This window comes from Catenuloplanes nepalensis, from assembly GCF_030811575.1.
In the GTDB taxonomy this organism is placed as follows: Bacteria; Actinomycetota; Actinomycetes; order Mycobacteriales; family Micromonosporaceae; genus Catenuloplanes; species Catenuloplanes nepalensis.
This window is the reverse complement of the sequence record NZ_JAUSRA010000001.1, coordinates 5,772,764-5,788,493: the sequence shown is the minus strand read 5'-3', so window position 1 is coordinate 5,788,493 and position 15,730 is coordinate 5,772,764. Positions and strand designations below refer to the sequence as shown.

General features: G+C 71.9%; 14 protein-coding genes. 11 read left to right on the top strand and 3 right to left on the bottom strand.

Annotated elements, in window-relative coordinates; genetic code table 11:
• The first annotated feature begins 6 nt into the window (after nt 1–6).
• The 4 genes from uraD (at nt 7) to J2S43_RS24680 (ending at nt 2,658) form a co-directional block, all read left to right on the top strand.
• Nucleotides 7–501: a 2-oxo-4-hydroxy-4-carboxy-5-ureidoimidazoline decarboxylase gene (gene uraD, locus J2S43_RS24695; protein WP_306833059.1), complete on the top strand. Its 495-nt coding sequence runs from the start codon at nt 7–9 to the stop codon at nt 499–501.
• A complete protein-coding gene (gene uraH, locus J2S43_RS24690; RefSeq protein WP_306833057.1) occupies nt 498–836 on the top strand; it encodes a hydroxyisourate hydrolase in 339 nt (112 codons plus the stop codon). The genes uraD and uraH overlap by 4 nt, the downstream gene beginning before the upstream one ends.
• A 1-nt stretch (nt 837) precedes the next feature.
• On the top strand, nt 838–1,746 hold the full coding sequence (gene pucL, locus J2S43_RS24685; protein WP_306833055.1) for a factor-independent urate hydroxylase: 909 nt from the start codon (nt 838–840) through the stop codon (nt 1,744–1,746).
• A 147-nt stretch (nt 1,747–1,893) separates the two neighbouring features.
• Entirely contained in the window at nt 1,894–2,658 is a 765-nt protein-coding gene (locus tag J2S43_RS24680) for a pectate lyase (protein ID WP_306833053.1), read from the top strand.
• A 168-nt stretch (nt 2,659–2,826) separates the two neighbouring features.
• Here J2S43_RS24680 and J2S43_RS24675 read toward each other — a convergent pair whose 3' ends face one another.
• Nucleotides 2,827–3,360 carry a helix-turn-helix domain-containing protein gene (locus J2S43_RS24675; RefSeq protein WP_306833051.1) on the bottom strand — a complete coding sequence of 178 codons (534 nt, stop codon included), beginning with the start codon at nt 3,358–3,360 and terminating at the stop codon, nt 2,827–2,829.
• Nucleotides 3,361–3,451: 91 nt separating this feature from the next.
• On the opposite strand from J2S43_RS24675, the gene J2S43_RS24670 reads away from it, so the two are divergent.
• The 7 genes from J2S43_RS24670 to J2S43_RS24640 all read left to right on the top strand — a co-directional run bounded on the left by J2S43_RS24670 (nt 3,452) and on the right by J2S43_RS24640 (nt 13,856).
• A complete protein-coding gene (locus J2S43_RS24670) occupies nt 3,452–4,384 on the top strand; it encodes an alpha/beta hydrolase family protein (protein ID WP_306833049.1) in 933 nt (310 codons plus the stop codon).
• The gene (locus J2S43_RS24665) at nt 4,381–5,247 is read left to right on the top strand and encodes a CPBP family intramembrane glutamic endopeptidase (RefSeq protein WP_306833047.1); all 867 of its coding nucleotides are present in this window, start codon (nt 4,381–4,383) and stop codon (nt 5,245–5,247) included. The genes J2S43_RS24670 and J2S43_RS24665 overlap by 4 nt, the downstream gene beginning before the upstream one ends.
• A gap of 258 nt (nt 5,248–5,505) precedes the next feature.
• Nucleotides 5,506–6,990, top strand: a complete 1,485-nt coding sequence (locus tag J2S43_RS24660; RefSeq protein WP_306839420.1) for a M28 family metallopeptidase — start codon at nt 5,506–5,508, stop codon at nt 6,988–6,990.
• 300 nt (nt 6,991–7,290) lie between these two features.
• Entirely contained in the window at nt 7,291–10,551 is a 3,261-nt protein-coding gene (gene fdh / locus J2S43_RS24655; RefSeq protein ID WP_306833046.1) for a formate dehydrogenase, read from the top strand.
• Entirely contained in the window at nt 10,538–11,485 is a 948-nt protein-coding gene (locus J2S43_RS24650) for a 4Fe-4S dicluster domain-containing protein (RefSeq protein ID WP_306833043.1), read from the top strand. Before fdh ends, J2S43_RS24650 begins: the two co-directional genes overlap by 14 nt.
• Nucleotides 11,482–12,789: an NrfD/PsrC family molybdoenzyme membrane anchor subunit gene (nrfD, locus tag J2S43_RS24645; protein ID WP_306833041.1), complete on the top strand. Its 1,308-nt coding sequence runs from the start codon at nt 11,482–11,484 to the stop codon at nt 12,787–12,789. The genes J2S43_RS24650 and nrfD overlap by 4 nt, the downstream gene beginning before the upstream one ends.
• A complete protein-coding gene (locus J2S43_RS24640; RefSeq protein ID WP_306833039.1) occupies nt 12,786–13,856 on the top strand; it encodes a Gfo/Idh/MocA family oxidoreductase in 1,071 nt (356 codons plus the stop codon). The genes nrfD and J2S43_RS24640 overlap by 4 nt, the downstream gene beginning before the upstream one ends.
• 9 nt (nt 13,857–13,865) lie before the next feature.
• Here the strand turns inward: J2S43_RS24640 and J2S43_RS24635 are convergent, their stop codons facing one another.
• A complete protein-coding gene (locus tag J2S43_RS24635; protein ID WP_306833038.1) occupies nt 13,866–14,585 on the bottom strand; it encodes a DUF2382 domain-containing protein in 720 nt (239 codons plus the stop codon).
• Nucleotides 14,586–14,711: 126 nt separating this feature from the next.
• A complete protein-coding gene (gene selD, locus J2S43_RS24630; protein WP_306833036.1) occupies nt 14,712–15,707 on the bottom strand; it encodes a selenide, water dikinase SelD in 996 nt (331 codons plus the stop codon).
• Nucleotides 15,708–15,730 lie beyond the last annotated feature (23 nt).

Below are 15,730 nucleotides of genomic sequence, written 5' to 3'. Positions count from 1 at the left end.
GTCCGGGTGACGCTCGCCGACCTGAACGCGGTCCCGGAGGAACGGGCGCGCGCGGAGCTGCGCACCTGCTGCGCCTCGACCCGGTGGGTGACCGAGGTGGCCGCGCGCCGGCCGTACCCGCGGATTGATGCCCTGGTCAACGTGAGCGACGCCGCGCTGGCCGTGCTGAGCTGGGACGACGTGCTGGAGGCGCTGGCCGCGCACCCGCGGATCGGGCAGCGCGTCACCGGCGGCGACCGGGAGAGTGCCTGGTCGCGACGTGAACAGTCCGGCATGGACACCGCCGGCGACGACGTGCGCGCCGCGCTGGCCGAGGCGAACGCGGCCTACGAGGCACGCTTCGGGCACGTGTTCCTGATCTTCGCGAGCGGCCGGTCCGACGTGGAGATGCTGGCCGCGGCGCGGGAGCGGCTCGCCAACGACGAGGCGACCGAGCGGCGCGTGGTGCACGGCGAGCTGACGAAGATCGTGCGGCTGCGGCTGGAGAGGCTGTTCGGATGATCGAGTACGCGAGCATCTCCACGCACATCCTGGACACGGTCTCGGGTGAGCCGGCCCGCGGCGTCTACGTGCGGCTCGAACGGCGCGACGCGGACGGCTGGTCCATGATCGCGGAGGGGCACACGGACGACGACGGGCGGCTGCGCGAGTGGGCGCCGATCAACGCGTGGCAGGCGGGCGGCTACCGGCTGGTCTTCTACGTCGAGCCGTACCTGGGCGGGGCCGCGTTCTTCCCGGAGATCACGGTCGCGTTCCACGTCCACGACCCGAAGCGGCACTACCACGTGCCTCTGCTGCTCAGCCCGTACGGATACACCACCTATCGAGGGAGCTGACGTGGGGATCGTGCTCGGGCCGAACCGGTACGGCAAGGCGGAGACGCGGGTCGTGCGCGTCTCCCGGGCCGCGGACGGCACCCACGCGCTCACCGACCTGAACGTGAGCGTCGCGCTCTCCGGCGACCTCGTCGACACGCACCTGACCGGCGACAACGCCAACGTGCTGCCGACCGACACGCAGAAGAACACGGTGTACGCGTTCGCGAAGCAGCACGGCATCGCGTCGCCGGAGGCGTTCGGGCTGCTGCTGGCCCGGCACTTCACCGCGTCACAGGAGACGATCACGGGCGCGCGGGTGGAGATCGAGGAGTACCCGTGGAACCGGCTCGGGCCGCACTCGTTCTCCCGCGAGGGCTCGCTGGTGCGCACCGCCTCGGTGCGGATCTCCTCCTCGGGTCCGGCTTCGGGTCCGGCGTCGGCTCCGGCTCCGGCTCCGGCTTCGGCTCCGGCTTCGGAATCGGCGTCGGCTCCGGCGGAGGTCTTCGGTGGGCTGACCGGGCTGACGCTGCTCAACTCGACCGATTCGGAGTTCACCGGGTTCATCGTGGACGACTACACCACGCTGGCCGAGACGTCGGACCGGATCCTGGCGACCGCGGTGGACGCCCGGTGGCGGTTCTCGTCCCTGCCGGCGGACTTCAACGCGGTCTTCGGCGCCGCCCGGGACGCGATGATCGCCGCGTTCGCCGGTACCTACAGCTACTCGCTGCAACAGACGCTCTTCGCCATGGGCAAGGCCGTGCTGGAGGCCTGCCCCGACCTCGCGGAGATTCGGCTGCGCCTGCCGAACAAGCACCACTTCGCCGTGGACTGCACCCCGTTCGGGCTGGACGCGGCGCCCGAGGTGTTCCACGCGGACGACCGTCCGTACGGCCTGATCGAGGGCACTGTCCTCCGGGAGGGCTAGCCGTTACGTGATCAAGCGTGGTTTTAGGGTTCTCTTAAGTCCTTCCGCCGATCAAACCGGCGTGCGGCCGGGCGCGTGCGACATGGCAGGGACCGGGTCGCGGTCCCCGCCCCGGTGGGGCGACCGGCGAACGCGAGGAACTTGATCATGACGGGTGCAGTGCGGCGGAAGCTGATCATTGCGGCGGTGGCCGTGCTCGGGGTGGGTGCCGCGGTGGCGACCACGACGCTGGCCTCGGCGGAGACGCCACCGGCCACCGGCGAGCAGGTGGTGACCGAGTCCATCCAGGTCGACGGCGTGTTCGACGGCGAGAACCGGCGCTTCACCGGCGGCGGCGCGCTCGGCGGCGGCGGTCAGGAGGAGGGCCAGGACGCGCTCTTCGAGCTGGCCGACGGCGCCACGCTGACCAACGTGATCCTCGGCGACCCGGCCGCGGACGGCGTGCACTGCGCCGGGAGTTGCACGCTGCGCAACGTGTTCTGGGAGAACGTGGGCGAGGACGCGGCCACGTTCCGCGGCGAGAACGCGACCGTGGTGATCGAGGGCGGCAGTGCGGCCGGCGCGGAGGACAAGGTCTTCCAGGACAACCGGGGCGCGGGCGGATCCGTCACGATCCGGGACTTCGAGGTGTCCGACTTCGGCAAGCTCTACCGCTCGTGCGGTAACTGCTCGACGCAGGCGCCGCGCATCGTGACGATGGAGAACATCACGGCGACCGCGCCGGGCGACACGCTGGCCGGCGTCAACGCGAACCTGGGCGACCGGCTGACCATCGACGGCGCCACGATCGTCGGCGGCGAGATCTCGCTCTGCGACCTGTTCGAGGGCAACGACACCGGTGACGAGCCGGAGAAGATCGGCGAGGGCCCGGACGGCGAGACCTGCGTGGCGTCCGGCGTCGTACAGCGGTGATCCGGAGTCGTCACCTCGTTCCCCCTGCCGGCGAATCGACTATGAGCGACCGGCGGTAGACAGGCCACGCATCCATGATCGAGGCGTCCCCGAAGTCGTTCTAACGACTTCGGGGACGCCTCGATTCATGAGTGCCCACGCGGGCCGCGGCCGGTTGCCGGTCGCTGGTCACGTCGTTGGTTCGTCGGGTACGACGACGAGGCTGACGACGCGGCGGATCCGGCCGCCGTCGCGGGTATTGCCGACCCGTGAGACGACCGCGTGCTCGATCTCGGCGACCATCGCGGAGAACTCCTCGTCGGTCAGCCACACCGCGGCCTGCCGGTAGATCACGCCGTCGCGGTGCGGGTCGACGTCGTCGTGGGTGAGGTAGCGGTCGAAGTCGCCCATCAACGATGCCGCGAACGTGGTGAATGCCCGCCGGTGGTCGTCGCGGGTCATCGCAGCCCGGGCCGCGGGATCGATTCTGCCCTGCTCCTGGCTCACCCGGTAGCTGCGTTCCACGGTGCCGCGGACCCGCCTCTCGTCCCCCACCTCCAGAACGCCCGCGTCGACCAGGACCGCGATGTGGCGGTACATCGTGGCAGGTGGGATGTCGGGCAGACGCTCACGCAGCTGGCCCGTGGTCATCGGGTCGGTGTCGAACAGCGCTTGCAGGATGCGCATCCGGACCGGATGCAGCAGGACGTCCGCACTTGCCATGACCGCATCTTCCCACATACGATAATGCTATCAATTCTGATAACGTTCTCGAAAATGAGAGTGGCCGGGGCGGATGCACGAGAGGCGGGTCATGCCGGAAGTCGAGATGACGGCCGAGGCGCACGACGGGCTGCTCCTGGCCGGCACGCTGACCCGGCCCGGCGGGCCCGGCCCGCACCCGGCCGTCCTACTGCTGCACGGCTCCGGCCCGCTGGACCGCGACGGCAACACCCGCCGGCAACGGCTGGAACTCGGCCCGCCGCTCGCGGCCGTGCTCGCGCAGCACGGCATCGCGACGTTGCGGTACGACCGGCGCGGTGTCGGCGCCACGCCCGGAGACTGGCGAGCGGCCGGATTCATCGACACGCGCCGCGACGCCGCCGCCGCGCTACGGGCCCTCGCGGCCCGGCCCGACATCCAGGCCGACGCCGTCGGTGTCGTCGGGCACAGCGAGGGTGCCGTCCATGCCATGGCGCTCGGCGCACAGTCCCCGGGTGCGGGTCCGGCGGTCGCGGCGGTGGTGCTGCTGGCCGGATTCGCCCGCACCGGCGAGGACGCGCTCCGCCGCCAGGCGGAGATGATCGCCGGCAGTCTGCCCACGCCGGCGCGAAAGCCGCTGCTGGCTCTGTTCACGCGGTATCTCGCGCGGGTCAAGGCGACCAGCACCGACGTCGCCCGCGTCGCCGGCGTGCGGGTCAACGCCCGCTGGATGCGCGAGCTGCTCGCCCACGATCCACGGCCGGACCTGGCGAACATCCGCGTCCCCGTCCTGGCCGTCACCGGCGGCAACGACATCCAGGTCGACCCTGCGGACCTGGACGACATCCATCGCCTCGTACCGGGCCGAGCGGAGATCCACCGCGTCGGCGACCTGACCCACCTGCTGCGCGGCGACCCCGGCCCGGCCTCGCTGCTCACCTACTCCCGGCAGCTGCGCCGGCCGGTCGACCCCGAACTGCTCACCCGGATCGCCGCATGGCTCACCGCCCGGCTCCACACCTCCGTGAAAGGAACGACCTCGTGACCACCCCCTCCCCGGTACGCCGGCGTAGCGGCCTCGCGCTCTTCTGGGCCGTCACGTTCACCACCACCCTGGCGTGCTGGCTCACCGCGATCGCCATCGGCGGCGAGCCGACGAGCTTCCCCACCGCCATCCCGTACCTGCTCGGCGGCTTCGGCCCGGTGTTCGGCGCCATCGCGGTCCGGATCCTGCGGGCCCGCCGCCGCGAACCCGTCCCCGACCACACCGTGCGGCTGTGGCAGGGCGGACGGCTGCTGTGGGCGCTGCCACTCCTCGTCCTGACGGTGGCGACCGTGGCGGGTGCCGCACTGCTCGCGGCCGCCCTGGGCGGTCCCGCGGTGGACCTGACCGAGGGCCGCGACCTCATCGCCACGGCCGGTGGACCGGTGCCGTTTCTGATCAGCATGCTCATCGCCGGGCCGATCGCCGAAGAACCAGGATGGCGCGGTACGGCCTACCCACGGCTGCGCGCCACGATGAGCCGTCTCCAGACGGGTCTCGTGCTCGGCGCCGTCTGGGCGGTCTGGCACCTGCCGCTGTTCTTCATCACCGGCACCGTGCAGAACGAACTCGGTCTGTTCAGCTGGAGCGGGCTGCTGTTCACCCTCAGTGTCTTCCCGATGGCCCTGCTGACCGGGTTCGCGTACGAGTCGGCCGGCATCATCGCGTCGATCGCGGTCCACTTCGGCGTCAACACCACGATGGCGCTGCTGACCGTCAAGTCACCCGCGACCCAGGCAGCCGTACTCGTGGTCCAGATCGTCGTGGCGGCCGTGCTCCTGGCCTCCTGGCGTGGCCGTTCCGCGACCGGCCTGCCCACTCGGGCGGGCCACCCGGACCGCGCGCTGGACGGTGCGGTGATATGAGCCTGATGTGATGCGTTTTCGCTGTTCAGTGCGGGATTGAGCAGCATCTGAGGAATCGACGCACGACTATTGTGCGCCGGGCGGGGTGTGGGGAGCCTCGCGGGAGCGTCCGCCGGACCACGGCGGGCGGCCCGCGTTCCCTACACCCCCGGGGAGATCCCCTTGCTGCACCTTCGACGACGCAGGCGGACCGCGATCGCGAGCCTCGCCGCGACGCTGCTGGTCCTGCCGATCGCCGCCTCAGCCCACGCTGCTCAGCTGGATGCGTCCGCCGCCCGGTCTGACGCGCTCGTCGCTCGGCCGGCCGCGGTTCTGGCGGCGCCGGACATCAGCGTAGCCGCGGTCAAGGCGCACCTGACCCAGCTGCAGTCGATCGCGACCGCCAACGGCGGGAATCGCGCGCACGGCCGGCCGGGCTACCTGGCCTCGGTCAACTACGTGAAGGGCCGGCTGGACGCGGCCGGGTTCACCACGGTCGTGCAGTCGTTCACCTACGGCGGCGCCACCGGCTACAACCTGATCGCGGACTGGCCCGGCGGCGACGTGAACGACGTGCTGATGACCGGCGCGCACCTGGACAGCGTGACCGCGGGGCCCGGCATCAACGACAACGGCACCGGCTCGGCCGCGATCCTGGAGACCGCGCTCGCGGTCGCCGCGCAGGACCTCACGCCCGGCCGGCACCTGCGGTTCGCCTGGTGGGGCGCGGAGGAGCAGGGGCTGCGCGGCTCGACCCACTACGTGAACAGCCTGACCGCGGCCGCGCGGGCGCAGATCACCGGCTACCTCAACTTCGACATGGTCGGCTCGCCGAACCCGGGCTACTTCGTCTACGACGGCGACAACTCCGACGGGACCGGCTCGGGCCCGGGCCCGGCCGGCAGCGCGGTGATCGAGTCGGTGATCGAGGGCTACTTCGCCGGGATCGGCGTGCCAACCCGCGGCACGGACTTCGACGGGCGCAGCGACTACGGGCCGTTCATCGCGCGCGGCATTCCCGCCGGGGGCACGTTCACCGGTGCTGAGGGCACGAAGACCAGCGCGCAGGCCGCGCTCTGGGGCGGCACGGCCGGTGCCCGCTTCGACCCGTGCTACCACGCGGCGTGCGACACCACCAGCAACGTCGACGACACCGCGCTGGACCGGAACTCGGACGCGATCGCGCACACGGTCTGGACCCTGTCGGCCGGCAGCGGCGGCGGACCGGGCACCCCGGTGTGGGCGGACGGCTTCGAGACCGCGACCGGGTGGACCGTGAACCCGTCCGCGGCCGACACCGCCACGTCCGGTGGGTGGGAGCGCGGCACGCCCGGCGCCACCAGCTCCGGCACGGCCACCCAGCTGACCGCGCGCACCGGAACGTACGACCTGGTCACCGGCGCGGCGGCGGGAAGCAGCGCGGGCGCGAACGACGTGGACGGCGGCATCACCAGCGTGCGGTCACCGGCGATCACGCTGCCGTCGTCCGGCACGCTCACGCTGTCGTTCGCGTACTACCTGGCGCACCTGAACAACGCCTCCAGCGGTGACTACCTGCGGGTCCGGGTGGTGGGCACGACGACCGGCACGGTGCTCACGGTCAGCGGCGCCGCGTCGAACCGGGCCGCGTCCTGGTCGACCGCGAGCGCGGACGTCTCCGCGTTCGCGGGCCAGTCCGTGCGGATCCTGGTTGACGCCGCGGACGCGTCCACGGCCAGCCTGGTCGAGGCCGCGATCGACGATGTGGTGATCACACAAAGTTGAGCCGGTTTGCCGGTACGGTCGGAAGTCGTGCACGATCTCGTGGGTTTCCGGCCACCGGGAAACCGGCAGGGAGGAGCGCCAGCGACGACCGGTGCCCGCGGGAGCATGCGGAAGTGGGCACGCCGGAAGCGGGAAAGGCATCGCATGATCTTGATCTTCGTGTCGGCGAGGGATCAGCCGAACGTGTAGCGAGTCATGCCTACCGTCTTACCGCCCCGGTACGACATTCGCGCCCCGAAAGGGTGGTTGGGGCGCGAAGATCGGGGTAGACAGGACGCAGCCGAGGAGGAGGTGAGCGCCGTGGGAGTCAGGACCTTCATCGAGGGCTGGCCCGTGTGGCGGCAGCTCACCGGCACCGACCCGCTCGGTCGCGGCCTCGCGGCGCAGTCGCGGCGCTCGAAGGAGCTGACCGCGCGCACCGAGACCGCGGATTCCGTCGCGAAGTCCGTCTGTCCTTACTGCGCGGTGGGTTGCGGCCAGCGCGTGTTCGTCAAGGACGGCGAGGTCACCCAGATCGAGGGCGACCCGGACAGCCCGATCTCCCGCGGCCGCCTCTGCCCGAAGGGGTCGGCCAGCAAGAGCCTGGTCACCAACCCGGACCGGCAGCGCACCGTGCTCTACCGCCGGCCGTTCGGCACGGACTGGGAAGAGCTGGCCCTGGACACGGCGATGGAGATGATCGCCGACCGGGTCGTCGCCGCGCGCGAGCAGACCTGGGAGGACGCGGACGCGCAGGGCCACCCGCTGAACCGGACGCTCGGCATCGCGAGCCTGGGCGGCGCCACGCTGGACAACGAAGAGAACTATCTGATCAAGAAGCTCTTCACCGCGATGGGCGCCATCCAGATCGAGAACCAGGCGCGCATTTGACACTCCGCCACCGTTCCCGGTCTGGGAACCTCCTTCGGCCGTGGCGGGGCCACCGGGTTCCAGCAGGACCTGGCTAACGCGGACTGCATCATCATCCAGGGCTCGAACATGGCCGAGGCACACCCGGTCGGGTTCCAGTGGGTGATGGAGGCGAAGAAGCGCGGCGCGACGATCATCCACGTCGACCCGCGGTTCACCCGGACCAGCGCGCTCGCGCACAGGCACGTGCCGATCCGGGCCGGTGCGGACATCGCGTTCCTCGGCGGCATCGTGCGCTACATCCTGGACAACGAGCTCGACTTCCGGGAGTACGTGCTGGCCTACACGAACGCGGCCACGATCGTCTCCGGCGACTTCCAGGACACCGAGGACCTGGACGGCCTCTTCTCCGGCTACGACCCGGAGCACAACGTCTACGACCAGACCACCTGGTCGTACGAGGGACAGCGCGCCCAGGCGGACAGCAAGGGCGAGGAGCACGTCGACCGGGAGACCGCGTCCGGGCTGCAACAGGAGTCGCACGGCGAGCCGATCCCGAGCGGGACGCGCCGCGACGAGACGCTCCAGGACCCGAACTGCGTGTACCAGATCCTGAAGCGGCACTTCGCGCGCTACACGCCGGAGGTCGTCGAGAGCATCACCGGCGTACCCGCTGATGATTTCCTGAAGGTCTGCGAGGCGTGGACGCGGAACTCGGGCCGGGAGCGGACCACCGCGCTGGTCTACTCGGTCGGCTGGACCCAGCACAGCGTCGGCGTGCAGTACATCCGGACCGGCGCGATCATCCAGCTGCTGCTCGGCAACATGGGCCGGCCCGGCGGCGGGATCATGGCGCTGCGCGGGCACGCCAGCATCCAGGGGTCGACCGACATCCCGACGCTGTTCAACCTGCTGCCCGGCTACCTGCCGATGCCGGTCGTGGGCAAGCACGACACGTTCGACGAGTGGATCGACAGCATCCGGCACCCGGGGCAGAAGGGCTTCTGGGCGAACGCGCGCTCCTACGCGGTCAACCTGCTGAAGGCCTATTGGGGCGACGCGGCCACGCCGGAGAACGACTTCGGCTTCGACTGGATGCCCCGGCTGACCGGCGACCACGGCACGTACCAGCAGGTTCTGAACATGATCGACGGGAAGGTCAAGGGTTACTTCCTCCTCGGGCAGAACCCGGCGGTCGGCTCCGCGCACGGCAAGGCCCAGCGGCTCGGCATGGCCAACCTGGACTGGCTGGTCGTCCGCGACCTCTACCAGATCGAGAGCGCCACGTTCTGGAAGAACGGGCCGGAGACCGAGACCGGGGAGATCACGCCGGAGACCTGCCGGACCGAGGTCTTCTTCATGCCCGCGGCCAGCCACGTGGAGAAGGAGGGCACGTTCACCCAGACGCAGCGCCTGCTCCAGTGGCGCGAGAAGGCGGTCGACCCGCCCCAGGACTGCCGCTCCGAGCTGTGGTTCTTCTACCACCTGGGCCGTCTCGTGCGATCCCGGCTGGCCGGCTCGACGCTGGCACGGGACCGCGCATTGCTGGACCTCGCGTGGGACTACCCGGTGCACGGCGACGAGCAGGAACCCAGCGCGCTCGACGTGCTCAAAGAGATCAATGGGTACGAGGTGGTGAGCGGCCGCCCGCTGTCCTCGTTCACCGAGATGCGGGACGACGGGAGCACGCTGGGCGGCTGCTGGATCTACACCGGCGTGCTCAAGGACGGCGTCAACCAGGCCGCCCGGCGCAAGCCGGGATCCGAGCAGGACGAGGTCGCGGCCGAGTGGGGCTGGGCCTGGCCGGCGAACCGGCGCACGCTCTACAACCGCGCCTCGGCCGACCCGTCCGGCGCGCCGTGGTCCGACCGGAAGGCCTACGTCTGGTGGGACCCGGACAAGGGCGAGTGGACCGGGAAGGACGTGCCGGACTTCGAGAGGACGAAGCCGCCGTCGTACCGGCCCCCGGAAGGCGCCTCCGGCGTGGACGCGATCGCGGGCGACGACGCGTTCATCATGCAGGGCGACGGCAAGGGCTGGCTGTTCGTGCCGAGCGGGCTGATCGACGGCCCGATGCCGACGCACTACGAGCCGGCCGAGTCGCCGATCCGCAACCCGCTCTACGGGCAGCAGGCGAACCCGACCCGCAAGATCTACGTGCGCGCGGACAACGTGATCAACCCGAGCCCACCGGAGCCGCACAGCGAGGTCTTCCCGTACATCTTCACGGTCAGCCGGCTCACCGAGCACCACACGGCCGGCGGGATGAGCCGCACCCTGCCGTACCTCGCGGAGCTGCAACCGGGGCTGTTCGTCGAGGTGTCGCCGGCGCTGGCCGCCTCGCTGGGGATCGCGCACATGGACTGGGCGCATCTGGTCACCGGGCGGTCCGCGGTGGAGGCCCGGGTGTTCGTCACCGACCGGATGCGGCCGCTGCGCGTCGAGGGGCGGACCGTGCACCAGATCTGGCTGCCGTACCACTTCGGCGCGAACGGCCTGGTCACCGGCGACTCGACGAACGACCTGTTCGGCATCACGCTCGACCCGAACACACTGATCCAGGAGAGCAAGATCGGCACCTGTGATCTGGTGCCGGGGCGGCGCCCGACGGGTAAGGCGTTACTGGAGTACGTGGCCTCCTACCGGCGCCGCGCGGGACTGACCGACGACCATGTGACGCCGATCCAGACAACCGGGGATGACGATGGGTAGCCTCTACGGTCCGCTGGATCCGGCGCCGGACGCGGGATATGTGGACGCGCCGCCCCGGATGGGGTTCTTCACCGACACCAGCGTGTGCATCGGTTGCAAGGCGTGCGAGGTCGCCTGCAAGGAGTGGAACGGTGTTCCCGCGGACGGCTACGACCTGCTCGGCCAGTCGTTCGACAACACCGGCGGGCTGACGGCGAACTCGTGGCGGGCGGTGCACTTCATCGAGCAACCGATGCCGGCGTCGGTGTCGGCGGCTTCCCTTTCCCCGGACGTCGCTCCGGTGGCCGGGGCGCCGGTCGCCGCGGCGTCGGCCGCGGTGTCGTTGGGGATGCCGGGGATCGGGCCGCCGGCCGGGGAGACGCGACCGGACTTCCGGTGGCTGATGATGTCCAATGTGTGCAAGCACTGCACGCATGCGGGCTGTCTGGACGTGTGCCCGACCGGCGCGCTGTTCCGCACCGAGTTCGGCACGGTCGTGGTGCAGGAGGACATCTGCAACGGCTGCGGCTACTGCATTCCGGCCTGCCCGTACGGCGTGGTCGACCAGCGCAAGGACGACGGGCGGGCATGGAAGTGCACGCTCTGCTACGACCGGATCGGCGAAGGGCTCACGCCCGCGTGCGCGCAGGCCTGCCCGACCGAGTCCATTCAGTACGGTCCGCTTGACGAGTTGCGGCAGCGCGCGTCCGACCGGGTCGACGCGCTGCGGGCGGCGGGGGAGACGACCGCGCGGCTCTACGGGCACGACGAGGACGACGGTGTCGGCGGCGACGGCGCGTTCTTCCTGCTCCTGGACGAGCCCGAGGTGTACGGACTGCCGCCGGACCCGATCGTCACCACGCGCGACCTGCCGGCGATGTGGAAGCACGCGGGCATGGCGGCGCTGGCGATGGTGGGGGCGGCGATAGTGGCGTTCGCGGGGCGGCCGAGATGAGCACTTCTCCGGGCGCGGGTGACGCGCCGGCTTCCGGTGGTGCGCCGGCTTCCGGCGGTGCGCCGGCTTCGGGCGGTGCGCCGGTTTCGGGCGGTGCGCCGGGTTCGGACGGGGTGGGGAAGGGCGGTCAGGGCGTCGAGCGGCGGGCCGAGCGGGATGCGGTCGGCCGTCCGCGGCGCGGTGGCCGAGGCAGGTCGCGTGAGGAGCTGATGGTCCCGGAGGCCGAGTTCCGCTCCTACTACAACCGGCCGATCGTGAAGGCGCCGGTCTGGAAGCACGACATCGCGGTCTACCTCTTCACCGGCGGCGTCGCGGCCGGATCCGCGCTGCTCGGCGCGGGCGGCGACCTCACCGGCCGGCCCGCGCTGCGCCGCGCCGGGCGGCTCGCCGCGCTCGGTGCGGTCGGGGCCAGCACCTACTTCCTGATCGCGGACCTCGGGCGGCCCGCACGCTTCCACCACATGCTGCGGGTGGCCAAGCCCACGTCGCCGATGTCGATGGGCACCTGGATCCTCTCCGCGTTCGGCGGTGCGGCCGGCGTGGCCGCGGCGGCGGAGATCGCGCCCGCGCTGCTGCCGGACCGGGGCCCGCTCGGCCTGCTGCGGCGCGCGATGCCGGTCACCGGCCGGGCATCCGGGCTCGCGGCCGCGGTGGCCGCGCCGGCGCTGGCCACCTACACGGCGGTGCTGCTCGCGGACACGGCCACGCCGTCCTGGCACGAGGCGTACCCGGAGCTGCCGTTCGTCTTCGGCGGCAGCGCGCTGGCCAGCGGCGCCGCGGTGGGGCTGATCGCGGCGCCGGTGGAACAGAACCGGCCCGCGGCGCGGCTCGCGGTCGCCGGCGCGGTGCTGGAACAGGTCGCGGCACACCGGGTCGAGCACGGGATGGGCCTGCTCAGCGAGCCCTACCGGCAGGGCCGGTCCGGCCGGCTGCTGCGGCTGAGCCGGGTGCTGACGATCGCGGGCGCGGCCGGTGCGGTGCTCGGCCGCCGCAGCCGGGTGATCTCCGCGCTCTCCGGCGCGGCACTGCTGGCGGCGTCCGCCGCGACCCGGTTCGGCATCTTCGACGGCGGCGTCGCCTCGGCCAAGGACCCGAAGTACACGGTCATCCCACAGCGAGCCCGGCTCGCGGCCCGGGAAGCGGCCTCCGGCACATCCGCGGCCGGCGGGATCGCGGTCACCGGCGGTGCGGTCCTCGGCGACCCCGGCACGGGCGCCACGGCTCCGGGCGCCGTGGATCCGGACGGTTACACCGGTTCGGGCGGCGAGCCGGGTTCCGAGGCTGCCGGTGACGTTTCCCGGTGACCACGACGTACGCGCTGGTGGGATTCGGTTTTCGGGCTTCCACGATCCATCGTGTCGGTACCGGCGTGGACGGGCTGGAGTGCGTCGGCGCGGTGGTGCGATCGCCGCGCCCGCTGCCGGTCCCCGCGTTCGACTCGCTCTCCACCTGCCTGCGTGACGCCCGCCCGGACTTCGTGATCACCGCGGTCCCGTGGACGCTCAACCCGGCCCTGATCAGCGCATGCGTCACGCACGGCACGCCGGTGCTGGCCGAGACGCCGCCCGCGCCCGACCTGGCCGGGCTGCGCGCGCTCTGGTCCGGCGTGGGGGAGAGCGGCCTGGTCCAGGTCGCCGAGCAGTACCCGTTGATGCCCTCGCACGCCGCGCGCGCCGCCGCGGTCCGGACCGGGATCCTCGGCACGCCCACCCAGGTGCACGTCTCGTCCACGCAGCTCTACCACGCGGTCGCGCTGATCCGCGGCCTGCTCGGCGCGGGCCACGCGCCGGCCGTGGTGCGGGCGAGCCGCACCGAGGCGCCGCTGCTGCACCCGCTGGACCGCGGCGGCTGGACCGGCGAGACCACGCCGCGCACCGCCACCACCACGATCGCCACGCTGGACTTCGGCGACGGCCGGTCCGCGCTCTACGACTTCACCACCGGGCAGACACGCAACCTGCTGCGCTTCCGCCGCCTGCTGGTCCGCGGCACGCACGGCGAGTTGCACGACGACGAGATCGTGCATCCGACCGGCCCGCGCGGACTGGCCCGGACGCCGCTGACCCGCCGGCAGAGCGGGCACGACCTGGACCTGAACGGCTTCGACACCGAGTCGATCATGCTGGGCACCCAGGTGCTCTGGACCAACGGGTACGCCGGGACGCGCTGGAACGACGACGAGATCGCCACGGCCGCGCTGCTCGACGCCATGGCCGCCTGGGTACGCGGCGCGGGGCCGCCGCCGTACCCGCTGGCCGAGGCCGCCCAGGACCACCTGATCGGGCTGGCGATCGAGGAGTCGGCCCGATCGGATCGCCCGGTGACGACGACCGCCGAGGCCTGGTCAGGGGCGCCGGACCGGCGCCCCTGACGGCAGGGGTCAGCGCCGGCGGCGGTCCGGCAGGTCGGCCTCGATGCGTTCCTTGCGGACCTGGCCGCCGACCGTCTCCTCCTCCTCGACGGTCTCGGTGCCGAGGCGGACCCGCTCGACCGGCACCGTCTCCTTGCGCACCACCGGGCGCTCCGCGTGCAGCGTCACCTCGTGCTCGGCCTCGCTGATCGCCGGGCCGGACAGCGCGTCGTCCCGGTTCGCGTCCGTGATCGGCTCGCGTTCGAGGCGGACCTCCTCGCGCTGCACCGGCACGGTGGTGCGCACGTCCTCGGTCACCACGTACTTGCGCAGCCGGGCCCGGCCGGTCGCGTGCCGTTCCGTGCCGACGTTGAGCCGCTCCTCGGACCGGGTCATCGCGTCGCCGCTGCCACGGTGCCGGCCGGCGTTCTCCACCCCGGCGTAGTGGGCGTAGAGGCGCTGGACCTCCGCCTGGTCGAGCGGCTCGTCGCCGTCACTCTCGACCCGCGGTGCGCCCTTGATCGTGGACTTGTCGAACGGCACGAACAGCTCTCCGTCGCGCAACTCGGCCGAGCCGAGCGGGATCAGCGTGTCGCGCAGGCCGAACAGGCCGGTCCGCACGCTCACCCACTCGGCGCCGGTCCCGTCCGCGCCGGTCCACACCTGGCCCACGGTGCCGACCCGGTCACCGTCTCGGTCGTACACGGTGCGGCCGGGCAGCGCGTTCCATTGCTCGGACGTGATGCTCATGGTTCCTCCTCGTGTCGCCGTACCCCGCAAATGTGCGACTCAGCGGGACACGGCATGAGATACCCGGGTCACGGAGCGCGATTCAGGCGGACACGAAAGGTGACATGAGTGAGCGCGGTGCTCACGTCAGCGGACGATCAGCGTGCGCCCCTCCGGATCGGCCGCGCGCAGCTCGCCGATCACCGGGTGGCCCGGGATCTCGCCCACCACCAGCAGGCCGCCGGACGTCTGCGCGTCCGCGAGCAGCAGCAGCTCGTCCTCGCTCACGCCGTCCGCGTCCAGGTGCGGGCGCACCCAGTCGAGGTTGCGCCGGGTGCCGCCGCTGACGAACCCGTCCGCCAGTGCGGCCCGCGCACCGTCCAGGTAGGGCACCGCGGACGCGTCCACGAACGCGGTCACGCCGCTGGCCCGGGCCAGCTTGTGCAGGTGCCCGAGCAGCCCGAAGCCGGTCACGTCCGTGGCCGCGACCGCGCCGGCCGTCACCGCCGCCTCGGCCGCGTCCCGGTTCAGCGTGGTCATCGCGGCCACCGCGTGCGGGAACGCCTCACCGGTCGCCTTGTGCCGGCTGTTCAGCACGCCGATGCCGAGCGGCTTGGTCAGCGTCAGCGGCACGCCGGCCCGGCCCGCGTCGTTGCGCAGCAGCCGGTCCGGGTCGACCAGCCCCGTGACGGCCATACCGTACTTCGGCTCCGGGTCGTCGACGCTGTGCCCGCCCGCGACCGGGCACCCGGCCGACCGGGCCACGTCCAGGCCGCCGCGCAGCACCTCACCGGCCAGCTCCATCGGCAGCAGGTCACGCGGCCAGGCCAGCAGATTGATCGCCACGATCGGCGTCCCGCCCATGGCGTAGACGTCGGAGAGCGCATTCGCGGCCGCGATCCGCCCCCAGTCGTACGCGTCGTCCACCACCGGCGTGAAGAAGTCCGCCGTGGACACCACCGCGCGATCCGCCCCGATCCGGACCACCGCCGCGTCGTCCCCGTCGTCCAGCCCCACGATCAGCTCCCGCTCCGCGTCGTGCGGAGCGCCACGCAGACCCGCGACCACGGACTCCAGCTCCCCCGGCGGGATCTTGCAAGCACAGCCACCACCATGTGCATAACCAGTCAGGCGCACCGTCATGCCTCGACTCTCGCACGCCCCTT